At 70.4% G+C, this 26,266-nt stretch carries 22 protein-coding genes and 1 tRNA gene; 20 read left to right on the top strand and 3 right to left on the bottom strand.

What is annotated here, in order from left to right; all coding sequences use genetic code 11:
- Together O3Q52_RS19410 and O3Q52_RS19405 are read left to right on the top strand one after the other, a co-directional pair.
- Nucleotides 1-193 (top strand): TadE family type IV pilus minor pilin (locus O3Q52_RS19410; protein ID WP_269650044.1); only part of this gene is annotated, 193 nt, incomplete at its 5' end.
- 65 nt (nucleotides 194-258) lie between these two features.
- Nucleotides 259-783: an Rv3654c family TadE-like protein gene (locus tag O3Q52_RS19405; protein WP_332112923.1), complete on the top strand. Its 525-nt coding sequence runs from the start codon at nucleotides 259-261 to the stop codon at nucleotides 781-783.
- 9 nt (nucleotides 784-792) lie between these two features.
- Here O3Q52_RS19405 and O3Q52_RS19400 read toward each other — a convergent pair whose 3' ends face one another.
- Complete coding sequence (locus tag O3Q52_RS19400) at nucleotides 793-3,261, bottom strand: DEAD/DEAH box helicase (RefSeq protein ID WP_269650042.1); 2,469 nt, start codon at nucleotides 3,259-3,261, stop codon at nucleotides 793-795.
- Between the two features lie 80 nt (nucleotides 3,262-3,341).
- Between O3Q52_RS19400 and bldG the strand changes: the two genes are divergently transcribed.
- The 12 genes from bldG (at nucleotide 3,342) to O3Q52_RS19340 (ending at nucleotide 20,447) form a co-directional block, all read left to right on the top strand.
- A complete protein-coding gene (gene bldG, locus O3Q52_RS19395; RefSeq protein WP_003975386.1) occupies nucleotides 3,342-3,683 on the top strand; it encodes an anti-sigma factor antagonist BldG in 342 nt (113 codons plus the stop codon).
- Between the two features lie 150 nt (nucleotides 3,684-3,833).
- Nucleotides 3,834-4,277 (top strand): ATP-binding protein, encoded by a 444-nt coding sequence (locus tag O3Q52_RS19390; RefSeq protein WP_269650041.1) that lies wholly within the window; start codon nucleotides 3,834-3,836, stop codon nucleotides 4,275-4,277.
- Between the two features lie 60 nt (nucleotides 4,278-4,337).
- Nucleotides 4,338-4,556, top strand: coding sequence for a hypothetical protein (locus O3Q52_RS19385; protein WP_269650040.1), 219 nt, complete (start codon nucleotides 4,338-4,340; stop codon nucleotides 4,554-4,556).
- A gap of 63 nt (nucleotides 4,557-4,619) precedes the next feature.
- Nucleotides 4,620-7,025 carry a sodium-translocating pyrophosphatase gene (locus O3Q52_RS19380; RefSeq protein WP_269650039.1) on the top strand — a complete coding sequence of 802 codons (2,406 nt, stop codon included), beginning with the start codon at nucleotides 4,620-4,622 and terminating at the stop codon, nucleotides 7,023-7,025.
- A 215-nt stretch (nucleotides 7,026-7,240) separates the two neighbouring features.
- On the top strand, nucleotides 7,241-7,831 hold the full coding sequence (locus O3Q52_RS19375) for an oligoendopeptidase F family protein (RefSeq protein WP_143640322.1): 591 nt from the start codon (nucleotides 7,241-7,243) through the stop codon (nucleotides 7,829-7,831).
- A gap of 244 nt (nucleotides 7,832-8,075) precedes the next feature.
- Nucleotides 8,076-9,608 carry a methyltransferase gene (locus O3Q52_RS19370; RefSeq protein ID WP_269650038.1) on the top strand — a complete coding sequence of 511 codons (1,533 nt, stop codon included), beginning with the start codon at nucleotides 8,076-8,078 and terminating at the stop codon, nucleotides 9,606-9,608.
- Between the two features lie 524 nt (nucleotides 9,609-10,132).
- Nucleotides 10,133-10,330 carry a hypothetical protein gene (locus O3Q52_RS19365; RefSeq protein ID WP_266761973.1) on the top strand — a complete coding sequence of 66 codons (198 nt, stop codon included), beginning with the start codon at nucleotides 10,133-10,135 and terminating at the stop codon, nucleotides 10,328-10,330.
- Between the two features lie 360 nt (nucleotides 10,331-10,690).
- Nucleotides 10,691-13,519 carry a type I DNA topoisomerase gene (gene topA, locus O3Q52_RS19360; protein ID WP_269650037.1) on the top strand — a complete coding sequence of 943 codons (2,829 nt, stop codon included), beginning with the start codon at nucleotides 10,691-10,693 and terminating at the stop codon, nucleotides 13,517-13,519.
- 225 nt (nucleotides 13,520-13,744) lie between these two features.
- Entirely contained in the window at nucleotides 13,745-17,071 is a 3,327-nt protein-coding gene (tmk, locus tag O3Q52_RS19355; protein WP_269650036.1) for a dTMP kinase, read from the top strand.
- 172 nt (nucleotides 17,072-17,243) lie between these two features.
- Nucleotides 17,244-18,449, top strand: a complete 1,206-nt coding sequence (locus O3Q52_RS19350) for a DNA polymerase III subunit delta' (RefSeq protein WP_190230608.1) — start codon at nucleotides 17,244-17,246, stop codon at nucleotides 18,447-18,449.
- 214 nt (nucleotides 18,450-18,663) lie between these two features.
- Nucleotides 18,664-20,268 carry an alpha/beta hydrolase gene (locus tag O3Q52_RS19345; protein WP_269650035.1) on the top strand — a complete coding sequence of 535 codons (1,605 nt, stop codon included), beginning with the start codon at nucleotides 18,664-18,666 and terminating at the stop codon, nucleotides 20,266-20,268.
- Nucleotides 20,269-20,370: 102 nt separating this feature from the next.
- A tRNA-Thr gene (locus O3Q52_RS19340) sits at nucleotides 20,371-20,447 on the top strand.
- Nucleotides 20,448-20,552: 105 nt separating this feature from the next.
- Here O3Q52_RS19340 and O3Q52_RS19335 read toward each other — a convergent pair.
- Together O3Q52_RS19335 and O3Q52_RS19330 are read right to left on the bottom strand one after the other, a co-directional pair.
- Entirely contained in the window at nucleotides 20,553-21,866 is a 1,314-nt protein-coding gene (locus O3Q52_RS19335; RefSeq protein WP_269650034.1) for a tyrosine-type recombinase/integrase, read from the bottom strand.
- Nucleotides 21,863-22,438, bottom strand: a complete 576-nt coding sequence (locus O3Q52_RS19330) for a hypothetical protein (protein ID WP_269650033.1) — start codon at nucleotides 22,436-22,438, stop codon at nucleotides 21,863-21,865. The genes O3Q52_RS19335 and O3Q52_RS19330 overlap by 4 nt, the downstream gene beginning before the upstream one ends.
- A 197-nt stretch (nucleotides 22,439-22,635) precedes the next feature.
- Between O3Q52_RS19330 and O3Q52_RS19325 the strand changes: the two genes are divergently transcribed.
- The 6 genes from O3Q52_RS19325 (at nucleotide 22,636) to O3Q52_RS19300 (ending at nucleotide 26,129) form a co-directional block, all read left to right on the top strand.
- Nucleotides 22,636-22,851 (top strand): helix-turn-helix domain-containing protein, encoded by a 216-nt coding sequence (locus O3Q52_RS19325; protein WP_269650032.1) that lies wholly within the window; start codon nucleotides 22,636-22,638, stop codon nucleotides 22,849-22,851.
- Between the two features lie 130 nt (nucleotides 22,852-22,981).
- Entirely contained in the window at nucleotides 22,982-23,164 is a 183-nt protein-coding gene (locus O3Q52_RS19320) for a hypothetical protein (RefSeq protein ID WP_269650031.1), read from the top strand.
- Nucleotides 23,161-23,367: a hypothetical protein gene (locus O3Q52_RS19315; protein ID WP_269650030.1), complete on the top strand. Its 207-nt coding sequence runs from the start codon at nucleotides 23,161-23,163 to the stop codon at nucleotides 23,365-23,367. Before O3Q52_RS19320 ends, O3Q52_RS19315 begins: the two co-directional genes overlap by 4 nt.
- The gene (locus O3Q52_RS19310; RefSeq protein WP_269650029.1) at nucleotides 23,364-24,911 is read left to right on the top strand and encodes an AAA family ATPase; all 1,548 of its coding nucleotides are present in this window, start codon (nucleotides 23,364-23,366) and stop codon (nucleotides 24,909-24,911) included. The genes O3Q52_RS19315 and O3Q52_RS19310 overlap by 4 nt, the downstream gene beginning before the upstream one ends.
- 325 nt (nucleotides 24,912-25,236) lie before the next feature.
- Nucleotides 25,237-25,839: a hypothetical protein gene (locus O3Q52_RS19305; protein ID WP_269650028.1), complete on the top strand. Its 603-nt coding sequence runs from the start codon at nucleotides 25,237-25,239 to the stop codon at nucleotides 25,837-25,839.
- 44 nt (nucleotides 25,840-25,883) lie between these two features.
- Entirely contained in the window at nucleotides 25,884-26,129 is a 246-nt protein-coding gene (locus O3Q52_RS19300; protein ID WP_269650027.1) for a hypothetical protein, read from the top strand.
- Nucleotides 26,130-26,266 lie beyond the last annotated feature (137 nt).

Raw genomic sequence — 26,266 nt, 5'->3', positions numbered from 1 at the left:
GGACCCGCCGGGCACGGTGCTGGCGGCGGCCCGTGACACGGCGCCGAGCGGCGCCCGGGTCACCGTCCGGAGAGAGGGCGACCTGGTGCACGTACGGGTCGAGGCGAAGGCGCCGGGGCCCGACGCGTTGACCCTCGACCTGACGCACGAGGCCGCGGCCCTGGCCGAGGAGACAGTGGGGGCGGGCGGATGAGGAGGACGGGACTCTGGTCGCGTAGGAGGGCCGCTACGGGAGCGAGTACGCGAGGCGGTACGCGAGTGGGTGCGAGACCGCGTGGGCGGGCGCGTACAAGGGTCTTTGCGAGGGCCCCCGCCAACGGCTTCGCGTCGGACCGAGGATCGGCGACCGTCTGGACCGTGGGTGCGATCGCCGTGCTGTGCGTGGTGTTCGGTGCCGTCCTCGCGATGGGGCAAGCGGTGGTGACCCGCCACCGCGCGGGCGGAGCTGCCGACTTGGCGGCGCTCGCGGCGGCCGACCGCTGGACGGAGGGTGGTACGGCAGCCTGTGGGCAGGCGGAGCGGGTGGCACGGGCCCAGGGCACCCGGGTCGTGCGGTGTGCCGTCCAGGGCGAGATCTCGGACGTCACGGTCGCGGCAGGACAAGGACCGTTGACGGCGGAGGTGCGGGCCAGGGCGGGCCCGGCGGGGCCTGTAGGGCCTGTGGTTCCGGCCGGCCCTCCCGGATCGGCGGGATCGGCGGGCTCGCCGGGATCAGCTGGTCCCGGCACACCTCCGGCGCCGACCAGAGTGTCCGACCGAGCCGTCGAGGAGGTGGGGCCGTAACCCTCAGCCTCAGCTCTCCCCGGCCGGCTTCTCCGGAGCCCCCTTCAGCAGCACCGTCAGCAACCGCACCGCCCCCCGTTTGTGCAACGGCTCATTGCCGTTGCCGCATTTGGGGGACTGGATGCAGGACGGGCAGCCGGCGTCGCACTCGCAGGAAGCGATGGCCTGGTGGGTGGCGGTGAGCCACTCGCGGGCCGTGTGGAAGGCGCGTTCCGCGAAGCCGGCGCCTCCTGGGTGGCCGTCGTACACGAAGACGGTGGGCAGCAGGGTGTCCGGGTGCAGCGGCACCGAGACGCCGCCGATGTCCCAGCGGTCGCAGGTGGCGAAGAGCGGGAGCATGCCGATCGACGCGTGTTCGGCGGCGTGCAGGGCGCCGCCGAGGATCTCGGGGTTCACGCGGGCGGCGTCGAGTTGGTCCTCGGTGACCGTCCACCACACGGCTCGGGTGCGGAGGGTGCGGGGCGGGAGGTCGAGCTTGGTCTCACCGAGCACCTCGCCGGTGATGACACGACGACGAAGGAAGGAGACGACCTGGTTGGTGACTTCGACGGATCCGTAGCACAACCGGCCGTCGCCCCAGGGGACTTCGACGTCCGTCTCCAGGACGGAGATGGCGGTGGTGTCGCGGGCGACCGTCGAGTACGGGGGGTTGGCCTCCTCGACCAGGGCGACGGAGTCGTCCAGGTGCAGCTCCTTCACCAGGTACGTACGGCCCTGGTGGAGGTGGACGGCGCCTTCGTGGACGGTGGCGTGCGCGGCCGCCGCGTCGACCGTGCCCAGCAGGCGCCCGGAACCGGCCTCCACGATCTGTACGGGACTGCCGCCTCCGCCGCGGATGTCGGCCAGATCGGCGGCGCGCTCCCGGCGGGTCCAGTGCCATGACTTCGTACGGCGGCGCAGCAGCTTCGCGGCCTCCAACTGCGGCAGCAGCTCGGCGGTGGCGGGGCCGAAGAGGGGCAAGTCGTCTTCGGTCAGCGGAAGTTCGGCGGCAGCGGCGCACAAGTGGGGTGCGAGGACGTACGGGTTGTCGGGGTCGAGGACGGTGGATTCCACCGGCTGGTCGAACAGGGCCTCGGGGTGGTGGACGAGGAACGTGTCCAGCGGGTCGTCGCGGGCGACCAGGATCGCCAGCGCTCCCTGCCCGGAGCGGCCGGCGCGGCCCGCCTGCTGCCACAGGGAGGCCCGGGTGCCCGGGTAGCCGGCGATGACGACGGCGTCCAGTCCGGAGACGTCGATGCCGAGTTCGAGGGCGGTGGTGGCGGCGAGGCCGAGGAGTTCGCCGGAGTGGAGGGCCTGTTCCAGGGCGCGGCGTTCCTCGGGGAGGTAGCCGCCGCGGTAGGCGGCCACGCGGCGGGCCAGCGAGCGGTCGATCTCGGAGAGGCGTTCCTGGGCGATCACCGAGATCAGCTCGGCGCCGCGGCGGGACCGTACGAAGGCGACCGAGCGGACGCCCTGCACGGTCAGGTCGGTGAGGAGGTCGGCGGTCTCGGCGGTGGCGGTTCGGCGGACGGGAGCGCCCTTCTCGCCGTGGAGTTCGGTGAGGGGCGGTTCCCAGAGGGCGAACACCAGTTCACCGCGGGGTGAGGCGTCGTCGGCGACCTCCAGCACCTTCAGGCCGGTGAGGCGGGAGGCGGCGACCGAGGGCTCGGCGGCGGTGGCCGAGGCCATGAGGAAGACGGGAGAGGAGCCGTAACGGGCGCACAGGCGGCGCAGCCGGCGCAGCACTTGGGCGACATGGGACCCGAAGACGCCCCGGTAGGTGTGACATTCGTCGATGACGACATAGCGCAGGGCGCGCAGGAAGGAGGACCAGCGGGGGTGTGACGGAAGTATCCCTCGGTGCAGCATGTCGGGGTTGGTGAGCACGTAGTTGGCGTACTGGCGTACCCATTCGCGCTCCTCGACGGGCGTGTCCCCGTCGTAGACGGCGGAACGTACGGCATTGCCCAGGGGTTGTGAAAGTTCCTTCACGGATCGGCGCTGGTCCGCTGCCAGTGCCTTTGTCGGGGCGAGGTACAGCGCGGTCGCGCCACGGCCGTTCGGCGCCTCGGAGCCGTCGAGGAGCGTCGACAGGACCGGGACGAGATACGCCAGGGATTTCCCGGAGGCCGTGCCCGTGGAGACGATCACCGACTCGCCGTCGAGGGCGTGCTCCGCGGCGAGTGCCTGGTGGGCCCAGGGATGTTCGATTCCCGCGGACTGCACCGCGGCGATGACCTCCGCGCGGATCCGGTCGGGCCACACGGCATGACGACCCTCACGTGGGGGCAAGTGCTCCGTATGAGTGATGCGCGAAGCCCGGCTCGGCCCCGAGGCGAGCCGGTCCAGGATCTCGCCCGGCGAGGGGCGGGATGCGGTGTCCGTCGAGGTTCGATCGGATCGGTGATTCTTGGCCATCGGCATCGAGTGTGTCACTGGCGTGACGGACAATGGACCCAAGGCGTCGTGCACGCCTGCCGGTAAGTGATTGAATGCCATCGCGGCTGGCGAACCGTCCCGGGGGCTCTGCCGAGGTGTCCCTTGGGATGACCGCTCGATAGCAAGGTGCTGGAGGATCCGTGGACCTGTCCCTGTCGACCCGTACCGTCGGCGATCGTACGGTCGTCGAGGTCGGTGGCGAAATCGATGTATATACCGCGCCCAAGCTGCGCGAGCAGTTGGTCGAGCTGGTGAACGACGGCAGTTTTCACCTCGTCGTAGACATGGAGGGCGTGGACTTCCTCGACTCCACCGGGCTCGGCGTTCTGGTCGGCGGCCTGAAGCGGGTGCGTGCCCATGAGGGTTCGCTCCGGCTCGTCTGCAATCAGGAGCGCATTCTGAAGATCTTCCGCATCACCGGCCTCACCAAGGTGTTCCCGATCCACACCTCGGTCGAGGAAGCGGTGGCGGCCACCGACTGACCGGCCGTGGACCGGCCCGTCCCTGACTGGCCGGTCAGCGGCCGACAGCCGGATCCCGGACCGTGTCCGGGAGGCAGAAGTCAATGGAGGGGGGCCGGGTCTCGGCGACCCGGCCCCCCGACCGCACGCCCGTAGTTCCGAGGGGGATGCATGGCCACCGTTGAACTCCGCTTCAGCGCGCTGCCCGAGCACGTCAGGACCGCCCGACTGGTGGCGGCAGCGGTGGCGCGCAGGGCCGGAGTGGACGAGGCCGTTCTCGATGAGGTCAGGCTCGCCGTCGGCGAAGCCTGCACCCGGGCCGTCGGCCTGCACCAGAGTGGCGGAATCTCGGCGCCGGTGCGGGTGTCGCTGATCGAGGAGGAGAAGCAGTTCTCCATCGAGGTCGGCGACGAGGCCCCGCACACGGTTCCCGGCGACAAGTCGTCGGGCGCCCATGGTGGAGCCAGTGACGCGGACGTCGAGACCGAAGAGGACGAGATGGGCCTCGCGGTCATCAGCGGCCTCGTCGACGACGTCGAAGTGACCGCCGGTGAGAACGGCGGCCTGATCAGGATGAGCTGGCCCACCACGCCGCCGGCTGCGCTCGTTCCCTGATCCACCCCCTGGTACTGCCCCACATGTGCGAAAGGGCCCTGCTCAGCAGGGCCCTTTCGCATGTTCGCACCCTCTTCTGATCAAGCTCCGCGTTTTCGTGAATTAATTCACTATCCGGATTACGATCAACAATACGATCGGCTTTACGCCACGCCGGGCGCCATTGGATCACGCGTCAATGCTTTTGAGGCATTACCGCTTTCGGGTTCCGTGATGATCCCTGGATCATTTGCTGAAGAGCAGGTGAAGGCTAATTCCGCTTACCGCGCACTGTTTTGATCAGGTTCCGGTACCTACAATCCGTCCACATCTTGAGCTCGGTCCAAGCGTCAAGGAGGACGAATGGCGGGGCTTTCTACCCCTCATCAGTTTGACCAGCCCACTACCCTCGCAGCCGCAGTACTGACAGACGACAACCGTCTGATCGTGATGGTCATCGCGGCCGTCGCCCTTGCGGCGCTTGTCGTCGCCGGGGTTCTGGTACGCCAGGTACTCGCGGCGGGCGAGGGCACCGAGAGCATGAAGAAGATCGCGGTGGCGATCCAGGAGGGCGCGAATGCCTACCTGGGCCGGCAGATGCGCACGCTCGGCGTTTTCGCCGTCGTGGTGTTCTTCCTGCTCATGCTGCTGCCCGCGGACGACTGGAATCAGCGCGCAGGACGATCGGTCTTCTTCTTGATCGGCGCGGCGTTCTCGGCGACCACCGGCTATATCGGCATGTGGCTCGCCGTGCGCAGTAATGTCCGCGTGGCAGCCGCGGCACGGGAAGCGACTCCGGCGGAGGGTGAGCCCGAAAAGGATCTCACCGCTGTCTCGCACAAAGCCATGAAGATCGCTTTCCGCACGGGCGGCGTCGTCGGCATGTTCACCGTGGGGCTAGGACTCCTTGGTGCGTCCTGTGTGGTTCTCGTCTACGCGGCCGACGCGCCCAAGGTCCTGGAGGGCTTCGGGCTCGGTGCCGCGCTGATCGCCATGTTCATGCGTGTCGGCGGTGGCATCTTCACCAAGGCCGCCGACGTCGGCGCCGACCTGGTCGGCAAGGTCGAGCAGGGCATTCCGGAGGACGACCCGCGCAATGCCGCGACCATCGCGGACAACGTGGGCGACAACGTCGGCGACTGCGCAGGCATGGCCGCCGACCTCTTCGAGTCGTACGCCGTCACGCTCGTCGCCGCGCTGATCCTCGGCAAGGCGGCGTTCGGCGACTCCGGGCTCGCCTTCCCGCTGATCGTGCCCGCGATCGGCGTACTCACCGCCATGATCGGCATCTTCGCCGTGGCTCCGCGCCGATCGGACCGCAGCGGGATGAGCGCCATCAACCGCGGGTTCTTCATCTCCGCGGTGATCTCGCTGGCGCTCGTGGCAGCGGCGGTCTACGCCTATCTGCCGTCCTCGTACGCCGATTTGGACGGCGTCACGGACGAGGCCATCCTCGGCCACGCCGGTGACCCGCGGATCCTCGCGCTCATCGCGGTCGCCATCGGCATCATCCTGGCCGCGCTGATCCAGCAGCTGACCGGCTACTTCACCGAGACCACCCGGCGTCCCGTACGGGACATCGGCAAGACCTCGCTGACCGGCCCGGCCACCGTCGTCCTCGCCGGTATCTCGCTCGGTCTCGAATCGGCCGTCTACACCGCCCTGTTGATCGGCCTCGGCGTGTACGGGGCCTTCCTGCTCGGCGGTACGTCCATCATGCTGGCGCTCTTCGCGGTGGCCCTGGCCGGTACCGGTCTGCTCACCACGGTCGGCGTCATCGTCGCCATGGACACCTTCGGTCCGGTCTCCGACAACGCGCAGGGCATCGCCGAGATGTCCGGTGACGTCGAGGGCGCGGGCGCGCAGGTGCTCACCGACCTGGACGCCGTCGGCAACACCACCAAGGCCATCACCAAGGGCATCGCCATCGCCACCGCGGTACTGGCGGCGGCGGCGCTCTTCGGCTCGTACCGCGACGCGATCCTCACGGCCGCGAACGAAGTGGGCGAGAAGGTCTCGGGGCCGGGCGCGCCCATGAACCTGATGATGGACATCTCGCAGCCGAACAACCTGGTCGGGCTCATCGCGGGCGCCGCGGTCGTCTTCCTCTTCTCGGGGCTGGCGATCAACGCGGTCTCGCGGTCAGCCGGGGCCGTGGTCTACGAGGTGCGGCGGCAGTTCCGCGAGCACCCCGGGATCATGGACTACACCGAGAAGCCCGAGTACGGGCGCGTCGTCGACATCTGCACCAAGGACGCGCTGCGCGAGCTGACCACACCGGGTCTGCTCGCCGTACTGACGCCGATCGCGATCGGCTTCACGCTCGGGGTCGGCGCGCTCGGCTCGTTCCTCGCGGGAGCCATCGGCACCGGCACGCTGATGGCGGTGTTCCTCGCCAACTCCGGTGGCGCGTGGGACAACGCGAAGAAACTCGTCGAGGACGGCCACCACGGCGGCAAGGGCAGCGAGGCCCATGCCGCGACGGTGATCGGCGACACGATCGGCGACCCCTTCAAGGACACCGCGGGGCCGGCGATCAACCCTCTCCTGAAGGTGATGAACCTGGTGGCGCTGCTCATCGCGCCCGCGGTAGTCAAATTCAGCTACGGCGAGGACAAGAGCGTGGGCATGCGGGTTCTCATCGCGGTGCTCTCGCTCGCCGTCATCGTGGGCGCGGTGTACGTGTCCAAGCGGCGAGGCATCGCCGTGAGTGATGAAGGCAACTCCGAGCGGGTGGCCAAGTCGGTGGATCCGGCGGTGGTTTCGTAGCCACTGGATGACCGGCCGGGTCATCGCCCGGTCGGGCTCCGCTCAACGGGCGGGCGGACGGCGCGTATTGACGTGCCGTCCGCCCGCCCGTGTGTGTCCACGCCCTGTTCGTGAGCCTTATCTCGCTTGGTGCAAATGGCTTCAATAACGGATGAAGTGGACCTTCGTCACGGTGGTGTCGCCCACTTGGCGTGTATGTTCCGGGGCCGAGAGCCATGGAAGGGACCAATCCGGTGAACAAGAAGCTCGCGGCCGCACTGTCCGGCGGTGCGGTACTGGTACTGGCGCTGTCGGGATGCAGCAGTGACGACAGCAGCGACAAGCTGAACTCCTGGGCCAAGCAGGTGTGTGACGCGGTGCAGCCGCAGGCGGTGAAGATCGAGGCCGCCAATACCGCGATCCAGAAGCAGACCTCGGACAACAGCACTCCGGCGGACGTCCAGAAGACCGACTCCAAGGCCTTCCAGGACATGTCCGACGCCTACAAGGCGATCGGTGCCGCTGTGAACAAGGCCGGGGCGCCCGACGTCGACGACGGCGAGAAGAAGCAGAAGGACGCCGTCACGGAGCTCAACACCATCTCCTCCTCGTACGCCGACCTCAAGAAGCAGGTCGACGGCCTCGACACGAAGGACCAGGCGAAGTTCGCCGACGGTCTCAAGGGGATCGCCACCCAGCTCGACAAGCTCAGCCAGAGCGGCAACGACGCCCTCAAGAAGCTGGAGGAGGGTGACGTGGGCAAGGCGATGGCCAAGCAGGAGAGCTGCAAGTCCGCCTCCACGTCGCCGTCGGCGAGCAAGGCCTGAGACGAGGCCTGAGAAACGAGGCCTGAGAAACGAGGCCTGAGAAACGAGACCTGCCCCCCGGGGCAGCGATCGTTCGTCAACCGAAAGAGGGCCCGGTACGCGCGCGCGTACCGGGCCTTCGGCCTGTCTCCACGGTTACCGCCCACGGACGCCGACCCGGACTGCCCGGCCGATCGTCCGGTCCGGCCGATCCGGCTGTCCACAGGGCGCGCGCCACGGCGGCGGGAGCGGACACAATGGGGGCGTGAGTAACAGCAGCCTGGCACCGTTGCCCTCGTCCGACCGCACCGACGTCACCGCACGCCTGCGGGACGCCCTCCTGGGCGCCTCCTTCAGCGCCGACGGGCTGCTCGACCTGCTCGGCGCCCCCGCGTACGCGGCGCTGGCCCGCAGCGAGACCGTGCCCGCGCTCCGGGCCACCCGGGGCGACTCACCCCTGGAAGCGCTCGTCCGGCTCTTCCTGCTGCAGCAGCCCGTGCCGCACGCGCGCGTGGCGGACGTCCTGCCGGTGGCGGACTGCCTGGAGAGCGGCTGGCTGACCCGGACCGGCGGCGACGAGGTCGCGGCGACGGTCGACGTGCGGCCGTACGGCGGCCCGGGCGGCGAGGACTGGTTCATCGTCTCGGACCTCGGCTGCGCGGTCGGCGGGGCCGGCGGCATCGGCAGCCAGGGCCGCCCGGCAGACACAGCAGTCGTACTCGGTGTGGGCGGTGCGTCCACGACCCTCGCGGGCATCACGGTGCGTACGCCGGTCGGCTCGGCCCTCGACCTCGGCACCGGCTCCGGGATCCAGGCCCTGCACGCGGCGCAGCACGCCACGCGCGTGACCGCGACCGATCTCAACCCCCGTGCGCTGCACATCACCGCGCTCACGCTCGCCCTGTCCGGTGCCCCGGCGGCGGACCTGCGTGAGGGCTCCCTCTTCGAACCGATCGCCGACGACGAGTCGTACGACCTGATCGTCTCCAACCCGCCCTTCGTGATCTCTCCCGGCGCCCGGCTCACCTACCGCGACGGCGGGATGGGCGGGGACGATCTGTGCCGCACGCTCGTTCAGGAGGCGGGCGACCGGCTGAACGACGGGGGGTACGCGCAGTTCCTCGCCAACTGGCAGCACGTGGAGGGCGAGGACTGGCAGGACCGGCTGCGGTCCTGGGTGCCGCGCGGCTGCGACGCGTGGATCGTGCAGCGCGAGGTCCAGGACGTCACGCAGTACGCCGAACTGTGGCTGCGGGACGCGGGCGACCACCGCTCCGACCCGGTGGAGTACCAGGCGCGGTACGACGCGTGGCTGGACGAGTTCGAGGCGCGGAAGGTGAAGTCCGTCGGCTTCGGCTGGATCAGCCTGCGCAAGTCGGCGGCCGCCCAGCCCTCGGTCGTCGTGGAGGAGTGGCCGCACTCCGTCGAACAGCCGCTCGGCGACACCGTGCGCGCGCACTTCGACCGCGTGGACTATCTGCGGGCGCACGACGACGCGGCCCTGCTCGCCGGGCACTTCAGGCTCGCGGGCGAGATCGTGCAGGAGCAGGTCGGACTGCCCGGCGCCGAGGACCCCGAGCACGTCGTGCTGCGCCAGCACCGCGGGATGCGGCGGGCCACGAAGGTGGACACGGTCGGCGCGGGCTTCGCGGGCGTCTGCGACGGCACGCTGAGCGCGGGCCGGATCCTGGACGCCATCGCCCAACTGGTCGGGGAGGACCCGGTCCTGCTGCGGGACCGGACCCCGTCCCAGATCCGGCTGCTGGTCGAGCAGGGGTTCATCGAGCCCGCCCGGTGAGTTCTCCGGGGCCCGACGGGTGGGCGTCCCGGTCCGGCTCTCGTACGACGAGGAGCCGGCCCGCATGTGGCCACGGGGCGGGACGTGTTGATGCGCGAGGGGCCCGGAGGGGGTGCGACGTCTTCAGACGGGCCCCAGCCTCCGGCCGGGGCCCGTCCAGCCGCGGGGCACCGGATCGGGATTCCGCGCCGGGACGTGAAACCGGCCAACATCCTTGCGCCACCGGACGCTTCCGGCGATCCGTACGCGCCCGTGCTGCCCACCGACCACGGCATCGCGCTGCGGCCCGAGCCCCCCGAGCGCGGCTCGTCGCCGGCATGCCCCGCATGCCCGGCTGCCTCGCGCCCGCCGAGCCGCGCACCGGCCGGGTGGCAGGCCCGTCACCGACGTCCGGGACGGTGTGACGGATTCCGCATGAGGGCGCACGGAGCTGTCCGCCCTGTGTTCACCCGGGGTTGGTGTTCCGGCTGCCCGGGGGTGTCAGCGTCCCGGTGCTGGGTACCAAAGGGCGGAGGAGACGAACCATGGAGAGCGGACCGGCGATCTTCACGGGATCGGTGTTCGCCCTGTTCGGGGGCGGTCTCCTGCTGTGGACGGCCGTCCGGCTGCGGCAGCGCGCCCCTGTCGCCCACGGGGTTCATCCCGTGGCCTCCGCCGCGGTCGCGGCCTTCGCCGGGACGTCCGCGCTGCTCCTCGCCGTGTGGTGTTTCACTCGTACCTGAGCGTCGCTCCTTCCGGCGACACCCCCGGAGTCCCCTCGGCCGAGCCGGCCGGGAACGGTCACCTTCGGTGTCCGGGATTCGACGGCCGTCGGCCGTCGCGGACAAGGCCCGGAGCCCTCCGGAACGCAGACCTCCAGTAACTGAGAGGTCACCCTCCGGATAGGTCGGAAACGGCAGGTCGGCACTCCGGGCGGCAGGAATGGCGGGAGTCGGGTTACCGTTCGAGTGGCCGTTGCGGGCTTTTCCCGTTTGACACGGGGGCGGGATGTACCGTCACACTCCGCAGCGTCAGCATGACCCGACCCCCGGGTTCCAGGCCTGGGGCGAGACCCCCTGCGTCGACCGGAGAGAAGAGCGAAGTTGTCCCCGACCAGCGAGACCGCACACGGCGGCCGCCGACTCGTCATCGTCGAGTCGCCCGCCAAGGCGAAGACGATCAAGGGCTATCTCGGCCCCGGCTACGTCGTCGAAGCGAGCGTCGGGCACATCCGCGACCTCCCCAACGGCGCCGCGGAGGTGCCCGAGAAGTACACCGGCGAGGTGCGGCGCCTCGGCGTGGACGTCGACAACGACTTCGAGCCGATCTATGTGGTCAACGCTGACAAGCGGGCCCAGGTCAAGAAGCTCAAGGACCTGCTCAAGGACTCCGACGAACTCTTCCTCGCCACCGATGAGGACCGCGAGGGCGAGGCCATCGCCTGGCACCTCCAGGAGGTGCTGAAGCCCAAGGTCCCGGTCAAGCGGATGGTCTTCCACGAGATCACCAAGGCCGCGATCCAGGCCGCCGTCGCCAACCCGCGCGAGCTCAACCAGAAGCTGGTCGACGCCCAGGAGACCCGCCGCATCCTCGACCGCCTCTACGGCTACGAGGTCTCGCCGGTCCTCTGGAAGAAGGTCATGCCGCGTCTGTCGGCGGGCCGTGTCCAGTCCGTCGCTACCCGCCTCGTCGTCGAGCGGGAGCGCGAGCGCATCGCCTTCCGCTCCGCCGAGTACTGGGACCTCACCGGCACCTTCGGCACCGGCCGCGCCGGTGACGCGAGCGACCCGGCCTCCCTGGTCGCCCGTCTGACCACGGTCGACGGCAAGCGCGTCGCCCAGGGCCGCGACTTCGACTCGCTCGGCCAGATCAAGGGCGCGAACACGCTCCACCTCGACGAGGCGGGCGCCCGCGCGCTGGCCGCCGCCCTGGAGAACACGAACTTCTCCGTACGGTCCGTCGAGTCGAAGCCGTACCGCCGTTCGCCGTACGCGCCTTTCCGTACGACGACGCTCCAGCAGGAGGCGAGCCGCAAGCTCGGCTTCGGCGCCAAGGCGACGATGCAGGTGGCGCAGAAGCTGTACGAGAACGGCTTCATCACCTACATGCGTACGGACTCCACGACCCTCTCGGACACCGCGATCACCGCGGCCCGGGCCCAGGTCACGCAGCTCTACGGTGCGAACTATCTGCCGGACAAGCCGCGTACGTACGCCGGGAAGGTCAAGAACGCGCAGGAGGCGCACGAGGCGATCCGCCCCTCGGGTGATCGTTTCCGCACGCCGGCCGAGACGGGGCTGACCGGTGATCAGTTCAAGCTGTACGAACTGATCTGGAAGCGGACCGTCGCCTCCCAGATGAAGGACGCGGTCGGGAACTCCGTCACCGTGAAGATCGCGGGCACGGCCTCCGACGGCCGTGACGCCGAGTTCAGCGCGTCCGGCAAGACCATCACCTTCCACGGCTTCCTCAAGGCCTACGTCGAGGGCGCCGACGACCCGAACGCCGAGCTGGACGACCGCGAGCGCCGGCTTCCGCAGGTCAACGAGGGCGACCCGCTGTCCGCCGAGGAGATCTCGGTCGACGGCCACGCGACCAAGCCCCCGGCCCGCTACACCGAGGCCAGCCTGGTCAAGGAGCTCGAAGAGCGCGAGATCGGCCGCCCGTCGACGTACGCGTCGATCATCGGCACGATCCTCGACCGCGGCTATGTGTTCAAGAAGGGCACGGCACTCGTGCCGTCCTTCCTGTCCTTCGCCGTGGTCAACCTCCTGGAGAAGCACTTCGGGCGGCTCGTCGACTACGACTTCACCGCCAAGATGGAGGACGACCTCGACCGCATCGCGCGGGGCGAGGCCCAGGCCATTCCGTGGCTCAGGCGCTTCTACTTCGGCGAGGGCGACGCGACCGGCGCCGCGGAGGCCGGCAACGGCGACGGGGACCACCTCGGCGGTCTCAAGGAGCTCGTCACGGACCTCGGTGCCATCGACGCCCGCGAGGTGTCGTCGTTCCGCGTGGACGGCAGCGACATCATGCTGCGCGTCGGCCGCTACGGCCCCTACGTCGAGCGCGGTGAGAAGGACTCCGAGAACCACCAGCGCGCCGACGTGCCCGAGGACCTGGCACCCGACGAGCTGACCATCGAGCTCGCGGAGGAGCTGCTCGCCAAGCCGAGCGGTGACTTCGAGCTCGGCGCCGACCCCCAGTCGGGCCACCAGATCATCGCCAGGGACGGCCGCTACGGCCCGTACGTCACCGAGGTGCTCCCCGAGGGCACCCCGAAGACCGGCAAGAACGCCGTGAAGCCGCGTACGGCCTCGCTGTTCAAGTCGATGTCCCTCGACACGGTGACGCTGGCCGACGCCCTCAAGCTGATGTCCCTGCCGCGCGTCGTCGGCAAGGACGCCGAGGGTGTGGAGATCACCGCACAGAACGGGCGCTACGGGCCGTACCTGAAGAAGGGCACGGACTCGCGCTCCCTCCAGGCCGAGGACCAGCTCTTCACGATCACCCTCGACGAGGCCCTGGCGATCTACGCGCAGCCCAAGCAGCGCGGCCGCGCCGCCGCCAAGCCGCCGCTGAAGGAGCTCGGCGCGGACCCGGTCAGCGGGCAGCCCGTCGTCGTCAAGGACGGCCGCTTCGGTCCGTACGTCACCGACGGCGAGACCAACGCCACCCTGCGGTCCGGCGACAGCGTCGAGGAGATCACTCCGGAGCGCGGCTTCGAACTGCTCGCCGAGAAGCGCGCGAAGGCGCCCGCCAAGAAGACGGCGAAGAAGACGGCCGCCAAGAAGGCCCCGGCCAAGAAGGCGCCGGCGAAGAAAACCGCCGCCAAGAAGACCGCGGCCACGAAGACGGCAGCAAAGAAGACCACTGCCAAGAAGACGACCGCAAAGAAGGCGACGGCTTCCCAGGCGACGGCCGAGGACTGAGGCCGACCGGGCCGATGAGGACGCGGGCCCTGGGGCCCCGCCTCCGGTGAGGGCCTTCGCGGATCGTGCTTGCCGGTTACGCCCTTCGGGTCCCGTCTCCGGCTCGGGACCGAGTCCTTCACCTTTGGTTCGTGAAACGAACGCTCCCGCACCACTTGGTGTCGGGGGCGTTCGCATGTTCGGGGGCCTATTCGGGGAGTCAGTCCCTCCCGATAGGCTGGCAGGATGACGCGAGCCGAGCAGCCAACGGCCCACAACCCGGCCCCCGACGACGCCCTGGTCGCAGATTCACGGGAGCGCGCCGTCCGGGCGCTGCTGCGCGTGCCGCAGCTGAGGCGCTTGTGGAGCGCCCAGCTGGTGGGCGGCATCGGCGACGCCCTCGCGCTGCTGGTGCTGGTCCTGCTCGCCCTCCAGGCGGCGGTCTCCGACGGCTCCTTCGGAGGCGGCTACCGCGGAGTGGCCCTCGCCGTGTCGGCGGTCTTCGGGGCACGGATTCTCGCCACCCTGCTCTTCGGGGCGGTCCTGCTCGGCCCGCTCACGTCCCTCACCTCCCAGGAGGGGCCGCTCGACCGCCGCTGGACCATGGTCGGCGCGGACGGTGTGCGGGCCGTGCTGCTGATCATCGCCCCCCTGTGGATCGACTGGACGCCGGAGAACGCGCTGGCCGTGCTCCTGGTGACGGCCTTCGTCATAGGGGTCGCCGAGCGCTTCTGGATGGTGTGCCGCGAGAGCGCGGCGCCCGCGCTGCTGCCCGCGCCGCCGCTGGAGGGCGCGACGGTACGCCCGCTGCCGGACCACATGGACGCGCTGCGGCGCCTTTCACTGCGTACGGGATTCGTGGCGGTGCCCCTCGCGGGGGCCACGCTCGTCGTCGCCGCGCTCGTCAACAACCTGCTGGGCGCCGGGCTCGAATGGTTCGCGCAGCACCAGGCCGCGCTCGCCTCGTACGTCTCCGCGGGTCTGTTCGCCGCGTCCCTTTCCGTGTTGACCTTCCTCGAACTGCCCGACGCGCGCACCCCGCGCGCGCGGTCGCCGCTCGAAGGGCTGCGCCGCCCCAAGACGGGCACGGGTATCGACAAGGGCCGCACCGGGGCCATCCCGCTCCTGGTGCTCGCCTGCGCGGCCGTCGCCGGGGCGATCGCGGCGGCCGTTGCCGTCTCCGTGCTGCACGCCAAGGACCTGGGCGGCGGGCCGGTGACGTACGGGCTGCTGGTGCTCGCGCTGACCGGCGGTGTCGTGATCGGCATCCGTACGGCCGCCAAGCTGCTGCCGTCCCTGTCCCGGCGCCGGCTGCTCGCGCTGGCGATCGCCTTCACGGGGATCGCGCTGCTCGCCGCGGGCCTCGTCCCGGACGTCACCACGGTCATCCTGATCCTCGGGCTGGCGGGCATCGGCGCGGGCGTCGCCGCCAACACCGGGCACGCCCTCCTCGACCAGGAGGCCGAGGAGTACCGGCGCACGCGTACGACGGAACACCTGCACGCGGTCGTACGGGTCTTCGTCGCCCTGGGAGCGCTGGTGGCCCCCCTGGTGGCCGCCGCCATCGGCCCGCACCGCGTGGAGAACGGCAAGTTCGTGTTCGCGCACGGCGGTGCCGCGTTCACGCTGATGCTGGTCGGCGCGCTGCTGCTGCCGGTCGCCGCGCTGGTGCTGGCCAAGGCCGACGACCGCTCCGGGGTGCCGCTGCGGCACGACCTGCTGGACGCGCTGCGCGGTGGGGACGATCCCGTACAGGCGGCCGCAGTGAAGGGCTTCTTCATCGCCCTGGAAGGCGGCGACGGGGCCGGGAAGTCGACCCAGGCCGAGGCGCTCGCGGAGTGGATCCGCGCCAAGGGGCACGAGGTCGTGGTGACGCGCGAGCCGGGTGCCACGCCCGTCGGGAAGCGGCTGCGGTCGATCCTGCTCGACGTGTCGTCGGCCGGTCTCTCGCACCGCGCGGAGGCGCTGCTGTACGCCGCCGACCGCGCCGAGCACGTCGACACCGTCGTGCGGCCCGCCCTGGAGCGGGGCGCGGTGGTCGTATCCGACCGCTACATCGACTCCTCCGTGGCGTACCAGGGGGCCGGGCGTGACCTGTCCCCGACCGAGATCGCCCGTATCAACCGGTGGGCGACCGACGGGCTGGTGCCCCATCTGACCGTGCTGCTCGACGTGGCGCCGGAGACCGCCCGTGAGCGGTTCACCGAGGCGCCGGACCGGCTTGAGTCGGAGCCCGCCGAGTTCCACGCGCGCGTGCGGTCCGGTTTCCTGACGCTCGCCGCCGCCGATCCGGCGCGCTATCTGGTCGTCGACGCCGGGCAGGAGCCCGAAGCCGTCACGACCGTGATCCGGCATCGGCTCGATGTGGTGCTTCCGCTCTCCGAGGCCGAGATCAAGGCCAAGGAGGAGGCCCGCAAGGCGGCCGAGGAGGAGGCGCGTCGGCGGGCCGAGGAAGAGGCCGCCCGCAAGGCCGAGGAGGAGCGGCTGGAGCGCGAGCGCCAGGAACAGCTCGCCCGGCTGCGCGCGGAGGAAGAGGAGCGCAAGCAGCGCGAGCTGGAGGAGGCCCAGCGGCGCGAGGCCGAGCGGCAGGCCGAGGAGGCCCGGCAGCGCGCCGAGGCGGCACGCGTGCGTGCCGAGGAGGAACGCGTACGGCGGCTCGCCGAGGAGCAGGCCCTCGCGGCCGAGGAGGCGCGCCGGCGCAAGCAGGCCGAGGAGGAGGCGCGGCTCCGGGCCGAGGCCGAGGAGCGGCGGCTGGAGAAGCAGCGGAAGGCCGAGGAGGCGTTGGTCCGGGCCGAGCAGGCTCGGCGGGCGGCGGAGGCGCAGAGGGAGGCTGAGAGGGAGGCGGAGGCTTCCAGTGCGGCCGCGGCGGCTGCCGCTGCGGCGGCTTCGAGTGCGGCGGATTCCGGAGCTTCCGGTGGTTCAGGGGCTTCCGGCGCTTCCGGAGGGGCTGGTTCCGGTGGCTCGGCGGGCGGCCGTGACAACGAGACGGTGCCGACGCCCGTCGTCACACCCACGAACGCGTCCGGCGGGCCGGCCGACGAGACGGCGGTGCTTCGTCCGGTGCCGCCTCGCGATGCCGGGCCCGACGACGCCGAGACGACCGTGCTGCCGCAGCCTCCCGCACCGCAGGGGGCGGCCGACGAGACCGCTGTGCTGCCGCCGGTGCGGCCGGGTTCGGCTGCGGATGAGACGGCCGTGTTGCCTCCGGTGAGGCCGGGGTCGGCTGCCGACGAGACCGCTGTGCTGCCGCCGGTCGGGCAGGGCTCCGCCGCGGACGAGACGGCTGTCCTTCCTCCCGTACGGGACGACCGTGGCGGCGGCGAGCAGGGGAGCGGTCCGGCGGACCGGGTGCCCCCGGGGTACTTCCGTGACGAGCGGCCGGGGAGCGAGGGCACCGACGCCCGTACGCGCGAGCTGCCTCAGGTCGACGAGGAGGGCACGCCTCGGCGACGTCCCCGTTCGGACTGGGCGGAGGAGACCCCGCTGGACGACCTCCCGACGCTGGCGGACGAACTGCTGGGTCCACGTGACGACGACGAGCCGGACCAGGGGCGCGGGCGCCGGCGGCGCTGACGGGCGGATCGAGGCCTGTCCCTCCGGTTTGTGGCCGGGGCGGCGTCGGCGGTGACGTGGCCCGTGCGGTAGGTGCCGGCGGGGAGTGCGTGGGCCGTGTGGACCGCGTTGTCAGTCCCCTCCCGCACAATGGGATGCGCAAGGCACCGGTGCGACGGAAGGGCGGCATCCCATGACCGTGTGGGACGACCTGGTGGGCCAGGAGAAGGTGAGCGTGCAACTCGACGCCGCCGCCCGGGACGCCGACGCCCAGGTCACGGCGGTGGCGGACCACACCCCGGTCGCCGAGGCGTCGAAGATGACGCACGCCTGGCTCTTCACGGGGCCGCCGGGTTCTGGCCGTTCCACCGCCGCGCGGGCCTTCGCCGCGGCCCTCCAGTGCGTGAGCCCCGACCGGGCTCTCGGCGGATCCCCCGGCTGCGGGTTCTGCGACGGCTGTCACACGAGCCTGATCGGCACCCACGCCGACGTGCAGATCATCCGCACCGACCTCCTCTCCATCGGCGTGAAGGAGACCCGCGATCTCGTACGCCGGGCACAGATGTCCCCGGCGGGCCGCCGCTGGCAGGTCATCATCGTGGAAGACGCCGACCGCCTCACGGAGGGCGCGGGCAACGTCCTTCTGAAGGCCATCGAGGAGCCCGCCCCCCGTACGGTCTGGCTCCTCTGCGCGCCCTCCATCGAGGACGTACTGCCCACCATCCGCTCCCGCTGCCGTCACCTCACGCTCCGGACGCCCCCCGTGGACGCGGTCGCCGATGTCCTCGTACGCCGCGACGGCATCGAGCCGGACGTGGCGGCCGCCGTGGCCCGCGCCACCCAGGGCCACATCGGGCGGGCCCGCCGCCTCGCCACGGACGAGCGCGCCCGCGCGCGGCGCGCCGCCGTCCTCAAACTGCCCCTCCGTGTCGACGACGTGGGTGCCTGCCTCAAGGCGGCGCAGGAGCTGATCGACGCGGCCTCCGAGGACGCCAAGCAGGTCGCCGAGGAGACCGACGTCAAGGAGACGGAGGACATGAAGGCGGCGCTCGGCGCGTCCCAGGGCGGCCGGATGCCGCGCGGCACCGCGGGCGTGATGAAGGAGCTGGAGGACAAGCAGAAGCGCCGCAAGACGCGTACGCAGCGCGACAGCCTGGACCTGGCCCTGATCGACCTCACGGCCTTCTACCGAGACGTCCTGGCCCTCCAGTTCGGCACCAGCCTCGCCCTCGCCAACACGGAGATGCGGGACACCCTGGACCGGCTGGCGCGCGGCTCGTCCCCGGAGACCACCCTGCGCCGGATAGAGGCGATCGCCGCCTGCCGCGAGGCCCTCGACCGGAATGTGGCACCGCTGCTGGCGGTGGAGGCGATGACGATGGCGCTGCGGGCCGGTTGACGCGGCCACGGGACGCGCGCTGCCGGTCCTGCGAGTCCTGCCCGTCCCGCTCAGAGTTCGTGACGCACGCCGTTCGTCCTGTCCGGAGTTCGTGAAGCGCGCCGCCCGTCCCGCCCGTCCTGCCCGTCCCGCCCGGAGTTGACGGCGTCACTCGTACGAGGTCGGGTTGACGACTCTGAGCGACCGATTCATCGCGCAGGGTTACGCTCGCTCGATGTACACCAGGCGCCGGCCCAGGTCACCTCGGGCCAACCGATCCCTTCGCGCGTGCGGCACCTTGCTCGCCGTCGCCGGACTGCTCGTCTCCGCCTGCTCCGCGGGGAGTTCGACGAGCTCCACGAGCCCGGCCGGAGCGGCGGCCGCGCTGCGTGCCCTGCCCGAGGCCACCCCGTCGGCGCTGGCCTCGTACTACGGTCAGCGGCCGGCCTGGCGCGCCTGTGGTGTCGCCGGCTTCGAGTGCACGACGCTGAAGGCCCCGCTCAACTACGCCGAGCCGGCCAAGGGCGACGTCCGGCTGGCCGTCTCCCGCAAGAAGGCCACGGGTCCTGGCAAGCGGCTCGGTTCGCTGCTGGTCAACCCGGGCGGGCCGGGCGGTTCGGCGGTCGGTTACCTCCAGGCGTACGCCGGAATCGGCTACCCGGCGAAGGTCCGCGCCCGTTACGACATGGTGGCGGTCGACCCGCGCGGTGTCGCCCGCAGCGAGCCCGTCGAATGTCTCACCGGGCGCGAGATGGACGCGTACACGCAGACGGACACGACACCCGACAACGCGCGCGAGACCGGTGAACTGGTCGGCGCCTTCAAGGAGTTCGCGGAGGGCTGCGGGCGGCGCGCGGGCAACCTGCTGCGCCATGTGTCCACGGTCGAGGCGGCCCGTGACATGGACCTCGTGCGTGCGGCGCTGGGCGACGAGAAGCTGACGTACGTGGGTGCTTCGTACGGCACGTTTCTCGGGGCGACATACGCGGGCCTGTATCCGGAGCGGGTCGGCCGGCTCGTCCTGGACGGCGCGCTGGACCCGTCGCTGCCCGCGCGGAAGACGAACCAGGACCAGACGGCGGGCTTCGAGACGGCGTTCCAGTCCTTCGCCAAGGACTGCGTGCGCGAGTCGGACTGCCCGCTGGGCGGCGCGGGCACGACGACGGAACAGGTCGGCAAGAACCTGAAGGCCTTCTTCCGGCAACTGGACGGCGCCCCCATCGAGACGGGCGACGCGGACGGCCGCAAGCTGGGCGAGGCGCTGGCCACGACGGGCGTCATCGCCGCGATGTACGACGAAGGGTCCTGGCCCCAACTGCGCGACGCCCTCGACATGGCCATGAAGGACAAGGACGGCGCGGGCCTGCTCGCCCTCTCCGACAGCTATTACGAGCGCGACTCCGACGGCAAGTACGAGAACCTGATGTTCGCCAACGCGGCGGTCAACTGTCTGGACCTGCCGGCCGCGTTCTCCTCCCCCGAGGAGGTGAAGGACGCGCTCCCCTCCTTCGAGCAGGCTTCCCCGGTCTTCGGCGAGAGCCTCGCCTGGGCCTCCCTGAACTGCGCGTACTGGCCCGTGAAGGCGACCGGCGAAGCCCGCAGCATCGAGGCGAAGGGCGCCGCCCCCATCGTGGTCGTCGGCACCGTCCGTGACCCCGCGACCCCCTATCGCTGGGCCCAGGCCCTGGCCGCCCAGCTCTCCTCCGGCACCCTCCTCACCTATGACGGTGACGGCCACACGGCCTACGGGCGGGGCAGCGCCTGCATCGACTCCGCGATCAACGAATACCTCCTCGAAGGCACCCCTCCGAAGAACGGAAAGCGCTGCTCAGGGGCATGATCACGCGGTCCGCCGGGGGTGCTCCCGAAGCCTGTACGGAGCACCCCCCGAAACTGTGTAGACTTACGCACGTTGCCGATCGCACCATAGTTCTGGCAGCATGCCGCCTTAGCTCAGATGGCCAGAGCAACGCACTCGTAATGCGTAGGTCTCGGGTTCGAATCCCGAAGGCGGCTCCACCTCTGACCAGCGGTTTCCTCCGGGAAGCCGCTGAGTTGTTTCCGGCCTAGTTGCAACGCAAGTTGCGGTTACCGACCCGTGTCGTACGTGCGGTCGAATTCTGGTCACCCCCACAGCGCGTCACCCATCCGCTTCGCCGCATCGTTCGCGAGGACTGACGCGACGTGCGTGTACCGCGTCATCATCCGCATCGAGCTGTGGCCGAGGATCTCCATCACGACGCGCGGCGAGACGCCCGCCTCGATCAGCAGCGTGCCGGCCGTGTGCCGGTTGTCGTGCACCCGCGCATCCCGCAGGCCCGCCGCCGTGAGGATGTCCTTGAACTCCTCCCAGTCCATCCGCGGATCGATCGGCTTCCCGTTGGGCTGGCAGAACACGAGGTCGTTCTCCTCCCACAACTCGCCGGCCGCCAGGCGCTCGCGCAGCTGGTCCTTCCGATGCGCCTTGAGGAGCGGAACCAGCGGAGGCGGGATCGGGGCGAGCCGCTTGTTCTTCCCCTTCGGCTCCCGGAAGACCAGCCCCCCGCCCGTGCGCTCCGGGCATGTCTTGGCGTGCGCCGTGCAGTCCTTCGCGCACGGCTTCGGGCACCCGTTCTTCAGCTTGGCGTGCTGCCTGCACGTGGCCTTGCAGCCCTTGCGGTGATGCTTCGCACCGCAGGCGTGCGCGTCCTCGCAACCGTGCTGCCAGGTAAGGCGCTGGAGTTGCCACCAGATCTTCATGACCCCGGTGTCCAAGTCCACGTACTTCCAGCGCAGTCCGAGCGCCTCGCCCTGGCGCAGGCCCTCGGCGAGCGCGACGGACCAGCGGGCGCCGTTGCGCCGGTCGGCCGCCTCGGCGAGGAGCGCGCGGGCCTCCGTCTGGTTGAAGGGCTCGATCTCGCCCTCGGCCGCGGACGGCGGCTCGACCATCAAGGCCACGTTGCGGGAGACGATCTCCCGTTGCCACGCCACCTTCAGCGCGCGGGAGAGGATCCGGTGCGTCTTCAGCACGGTGCCCGACGACAGGTGCCGCTTCGTCATGTCGAGGTACAGGGCGTCGATATGGGACGCCTCCAGTTTGTCGACGCGGTGCTTGCCGATCCCGGGGAACAGGTAGAGGCGGCACTTCGACCGGTAGTCGTCCAGCGTCCGCGGGCTCATGGTCCCGTCGGCCACCTTCCGGGCGCACGCGGTATCCATCCATGTGGTGAGCCACTGCTCGATGGTCGGCGCGCGGCCGGCCTTCTTCGTCTTGCCCGCGTCGCGCTCGCGCTCCAGCTGCCGGACCTTGGCGCGTACGACGACCTCGTCGGAGCCCATACGGTGGCGCCGGTCCGGGGCACCGTTCGGCTTCGTGCCGACCGTGACCCACCCGTGCCACTTCCCGTCTGCCTCGGAGAAGTAGACGCTGCTCTCGCCGTTGCTCCGGCGGCCGCTCATCCGGCTCGCCCCGCCCGGGCCGGCGGCAGGATGCCGCGCTTGCGTGCTTCGTAGATCCAGCGGTGCACGGTACGCACGGGCACCTTCGCTCGCTTCGAGATCGACGGCGCTGGTGGCTCGCCGGCCGCAGTGAACCAGCGGTAGGCCTCGGCCACATCGGTGAGGAAGTCTTCGGTGAGCCGCCCCTCGGGAGAGCGGATGATCGGCAGCTTTCCCTTGGGGTCTCCGTCCTGCCCATCGCCTACGCGGACCCCGATCTCTCCCGTCCTGTACGTCGTGAACTTGTCCTTGGTGCTGTCGAAGAACTCGACGAGGGAGTCGAGGGTCGGGCGAGGGCCCTCCCACGGATAGCTGAAGATCCCGTGGGTGTACTCCATGTCCTTCAGGAGGTGGCTCTCCACCATCGCCAGGGGGATGCGGCGGAACGTCCTGCCGGTGAGGGGCTCTTCCGGGCCGGCCTCCATGACCACGGCTTGCATGTCGAGGCGCGTGTCCGCTGCCGACTCCGGGATCGCGTACTGGATGTAGACGGTGGGGCCTCCGCTGTTGTCGCTGAGGCGCGTCCATCCCATGGGGCGGACCTCAAGTTGCCACGTTCCGATGTGAACAGCCATGCCGCTGAGCATGCCAGCGCTGTCAGCGAATGAGCAAGTGGCACCACGCACGTGAGTAAGTGTCTCCGGATACTTGCACGACCCTCGGCGACTCTCTAGAGTCATGGTGAGCAAGCGGTGATACGTACTCGCCGCCACCTACTCGGGAGACTCGCATGACCCGGATCCTGTACCGCGCCACTGAGGTAGCCGAGAAGCTCGACGTCGGGCTCACCACGGCGAAAGCCCTCATCAGGAGCGGCGAGCTGCGGAGCATCAAAATCGGCCGCGCCCGCCGAGTGCCGGCCGATGTGCTGCACGCGTACGTGCAGCGCCTCGACGCCGAGCAGAACGGCGACGACAGCGTCGCGCCCCGCCTCGGTATCGCATGAGACGGCCCGGTCGTCGGTGATTCCAGCACCAGCGACCGGGCCCCACGCCCACCCATGACGAAGCCCCGGCCTGCTTGGCGGCTGTACCGGGGCGACGTCTTCTCGAACCAAGAAGGAGGACGTACTCCTCATGATGCCGTACTTCTCCGGCCGACGGCCGACCGAGAACGCCGCGGTCTCCCGGACGCCGGATCATCCCGCGCCGACCGCGCCCGTACCGGAGTTGCGGCACCGGCTCCTCGTCGCCGTCCGGGTCGACGACGGGCACGCGGCCCGGCTGCTGATCAACCACCTCGCGAGGGCCGTCGCATGAAGCCGCGCCGCGGCCGTCTCCGCCTGGCGTACGACGCCGGGCGGAAGCGGCCCGCGCGCTCCTTCCCCTGCTCCACGAATCCGTACGGCTTGACCATGCGCGAGCTGCGCCACGAGATCCGCCGACTGACGGCCAGAGGCTGGCAGTTGTGGGAGATCCGTCGACGGCTCTGCCCCTGCAAGAACTCGGAGTACATCGAGTGACCGAGTACGACGGCGGTCCCCAGTGGAGCGCGCGAGACGAGGAGCGCCTCGGACTTGAGCAGGTGGTCACCGCGACCGCCATGCTCAACCCGAGTCACTTCCCCGCGCTCGCCGAGATCATCACCCCCGACATGCTGCGGCACACACCGGCCCGCGCTGTCTGGGAACTCCTGGCGCAGCGGATCCCGGCGGGCGAGCCCGTCGATTACTGGGCGCTCCAACTGGCGATGCCGGACGACGTGCTGAAGAAGATCGGCGGCCCGACCGTCTTCAGCTCTCTGGGGATGCACAACGTCGGAGACGCCGAGTGGCACGCGGAGGAACTACGCAGGTTCACGGTCCGGGACCGCATTGCCGCGAAGCTACGCGGAGCCCTCACCCGCATCGAGCACGACGACGACCTTGAGGCCGCGATCGAGGTCGCCCTCACCGCGGTCACCGACCTGGACACGTTCACCGCCGGGGTCCCGTCCGCGGGGTCCGACTGGGATGACGTTGACCTGACGTCCGTCCTGAGCGGCACGTACAAGCCCAGCTTGCCGACGGTCGGCGCGAGAGACGACGGCATCGGCCTCTTCTATCCGGGCCGCGTCAATGGCATCCAGGGCGAGTCCGAGGCCGGCAAGTCGTGGGTCGCGCTCGTCTCCTGCCTCGTCGAGATCAACCGCGGCAACCACGTGTTCTATCTCGACTTTGAGGACTCCGAAGAGGGTGTCATCGGGCGGCTGCTGCTGCTTGGCGCGTTGCCGCAGGACATCGCCGACCGGTTCCACTACATCCGTCCCGGCGGCGCGCCGTCGCCGCTGGTGCTCAAGGCGCTGGCCTCCCGCGTCCGCGAGTTCGAGGCGACGCTCGTCGTGGTCGACGGTGTCACCGAAGCGATGACGATGATGGGCCTGGAGCTCAAGGAGAACACCGACATCGCCAAGTTCGGGCGCGCGCTGCTGCGCCCGCTGGCGGACGCCGGGGCCGCAGTCGTCCCGCTGGACCACGTGGTGAAGAGCACGGAGTCTCGCGGCCGGTACAGCCTCGGCGGTGTCCACAAGCTGAACGGTGTCGACGGCGTCCAGTACATGCTCGAAGCCGTCCGTCCCTTCGGCATCAACACCGAGGGCCGCTCCCGCCTGCGCATCGCCAAGGACCGGCCCGCGCAGGTACGAAAGCATGCGCTGCCGGGCGGGAAGAACCCGATGCACTGGTTCGCCGACCTCGTCATCCGCTCCGAGGGCGACGAGTACGCCGAGGCGCACTTGTACCCGCCGATCCAGCGGACCGACGATCCGGCGGAGATGACGGCCGCGCAGGAGAAGGCGGCGAAGGACGAGGCCGAAGCCTCAGCCAGAGAGGCTGCAGTTCTCCAGGTGCTCACCGAGGCCACGGAACCGCTGAGCAAGAACGCCATCGAGGACCTGGTGTCTGGCAACCGCAGCACGACTCGCCGCGCGCTGACACGGCTCGTGCACGCCAAGCAGGTCGAGATCAGTCACGGGGCTCGGAACGCGGTGCTCCACAGCCTGCCAGCGGCGCCGGAGACCGCGTCATGACCACGCGCCCCGACTTCGCTGCGACCTCGCCGGACCTCGCCCCACAACTACGCAGCAGCAGCGGAGCCGGAGGTGTTTGCGCAGGTCACAGGGTTATCGACCTCGCCCCGGCCACCTCGCCACCTCGCCGCGTACCTGACGCCCTGTCACGGGGCGAAGTCGCACCGCATCCGACCTGCGGGAACGGCAGTCAGCGCGACCTCGCCGCACCTCGCCCCGACCTCGCCGGGGGCGAAGTGAAGTGACCTCGCCGCTCGCCCCCTTCTTTAGGGGCGAGCAGCGAGCGTCACGCGCAACACCGACCACAACGACCACGGAGGAACCCATGACGACCGAAGGAAAGCGACCAGTGAAGACGTACGGAATCCAGACCCACCGCCGGGCGCAGCAGCTTCGCCGGACCCGCCGCAACGCGATGGCGCTCACCATCCACCGCCTCCGCGCCGAAGATCAGGGCTCTGTCTACGACGAGATCATCCGTCTCTTCAAGCCGGACCCGATCGGCGAACTCATCGAGATGGTTGCGCACCTCGCCGAGGGCATGGCCAACATGCTGGAGAAGGAGTGCGGCAGCAAGGAAGCTGCAGCCGAGTCCCTCGCTCAGCAGATCGAGGAAGCCGAGGAGTTCGGCGGCGCGTTCGGTGACGCCGTCCTCGTCGACATCCGCGCCTACGAACTCGCTCTCAACGGCCGGCCCGCAGTCCGCGCCACTGCGGCCCTTCTGGACGCGGCGAACGGGCACCGGCCGGTTGTCGAGCACGCGACCGTACGCCCTCTTCTGAGCGCGGCCCTGGCCTCCGCCCGGGACTCCAGCGCGCAGGACGGCGAGCTGTTTCTCACGGGCCCGTTGGAGGCGCTGGGCGGGCGCGAGGCGTGGGCGCAGCTAGACCCGGACGGGTACGTCCTGATGTTCCCCGAGGACGTGTGAGCGGCCAGGCCCGGACTCCCGACGGCACGCCGCAGGAGACGGACATGTCCAGCCCTCGCCGCACCGACTACGTCATCGGCGACATCGACGCCACCGCCCTCGCCGCCAACTACCAGTGCGGCCACTGCCTCAGCGAGACCGTCCTCGGCACCGACCCGGACACCAACGGGCCCCGACTGGAGATCCGCCACGACGACGGCTGTCCCGTCCTGGTCGGTGCGCTGCCCTCCACCCCCGACGTGGTGCGCGCCCTCGCCGGCCACGTGCCCGACACCTTCCGCCGTCCTTGAACGGAGAACCTCATGAAGCAGCTCACGACCCTGAACGCCACGATCACCACGGCCGCGGTAGAGGTGAAGACCCTCACGATCAGCGGCAAGCAAGTCACCCTCGCCGTGTTCCGCCAGCTCCGCGAGGAACCGCTCAT

It is taken from the genome of Streptomyces sp. ActVer (assembly GCF_027270795.1).
Lineage (GTDB): Bacteria > Actinomycetota > Actinomycetes > Streptomycetales > Streptomycetaceae > Streptomyces > Streptomyces umbrinus_A.
This window is presented reverse-complemented; position numbering and strand designations above follow the sequence as displayed.

Excerpts from the sequence above, each read along its gene's own strand:
- O3Q52_RS19400 (WP_269650042.1), bottom strand. The coding sequence starts at position 3,261 with ATGGCATTCAATCACTTACCGGCAGGCGTGCACGACGCCTTGGGTCCA.
- O3Q52_RS19390 (WP_269650041.1), top strand. The coding sequence starts at position 3,834 with ATGGCCACCGTTGAACTCCGCTTCAGCGCGCTGCCCGAGCACGTCAGG.
- O3Q52_RS19385 (WP_269650040.1), top strand. The coding sequence starts at position 4,338 with ATGTTCGCACCCTCTTCTGATCAAGCTCCGCGTTTTCGTGAATTAATT.
- O3Q52_RS19380 (WP_269650039.1), top strand. The coding sequence starts at position 4,620 with ATGGCGGGGCTTTCTACCCCTCATCAGTTTGACCAGCCCACTACCCTC.
- O3Q52_RS19375 (WP_143640322.1), top strand. The coding sequence starts at position 7,241 with ATGGAAGGGACCAATCCGGTGAACAAGAAGCTCGCGGCCGCACTGTCC.
- O3Q52_RS19365 (WP_266761973.1), top strand. The coding sequence starts at position 10,133 with ATGGAGAGCGGACCGGCGATCTTCACGGGATCGGTGTTCGCCCTGTTC.
- tmk (WP_269650036.1), top strand. The coding sequence starts at position 13,745 with ATGACGCGAGCCGAGCAGCCAACGGCCCACAACCCGGCCCCCGACGAC.
- O3Q52_RS19350 (WP_190230608.1), top strand. The coding sequence starts at position 17,244 with ATGACCGTGTGGGACGACCTGGTGGGCCAGGAGAAGGTGAGCGTGCAA.
- O3Q52_RS19345 (WP_269650035.1), top strand. The coding sequence starts at position 18,664 with ATGTACACCAGGCGCCGGCCCAGGTCACCTCGGGCCAACCGATCCCTT.
- O3Q52_RS19335 (WP_269650034.1), bottom strand. The coding sequence starts at position 21,866 with ATGAGCGGCCGCCGGAGCAACGGCGAGAGCAGCGTCTACTTCTCCGAG.
- O3Q52_RS19330 (WP_269650033.1), bottom strand. The coding sequence starts at position 22,438 with ATGGGATGGACGCGCCTCAGCGACAACAGCGGAGGCCCCACCGTCTAC.
- O3Q52_RS19325 (WP_269650032.1), top strand. The coding sequence starts at position 22,636 with ATGACCCGGATCCTGTACCGCGCCACTGAGGTAGCCGAGAAGCTCGAC.
- O3Q52_RS19320 (WP_269650031.1), top strand. The coding sequence starts at position 22,982 with ATGATGCCGTACTTCTCCGGCCGACGGCCGACCGAGAACGCCGCGGTC.
- O3Q52_RS19315 (WP_269650030.1), top strand. The coding sequence starts at position 23,161 with ATGAAGCCGCGCCGCGGCCGTCTCCGCCTGGCGTACGACGCCGGGCGG.
- O3Q52_RS19305 (WP_269650028.1), top strand. The coding sequence starts at position 25,237 with ATGACGACCGAAGGAAAGCGACCAGTGAAGACGTACGGAATCCAGACC.
- O3Q52_RS19300 (WP_269650027.1), top strand. The coding sequence starts at position 25,884 with ATGTCCAGCCCTCGCCGCACCGACTACGTCATCGGCGACATCGACGCC.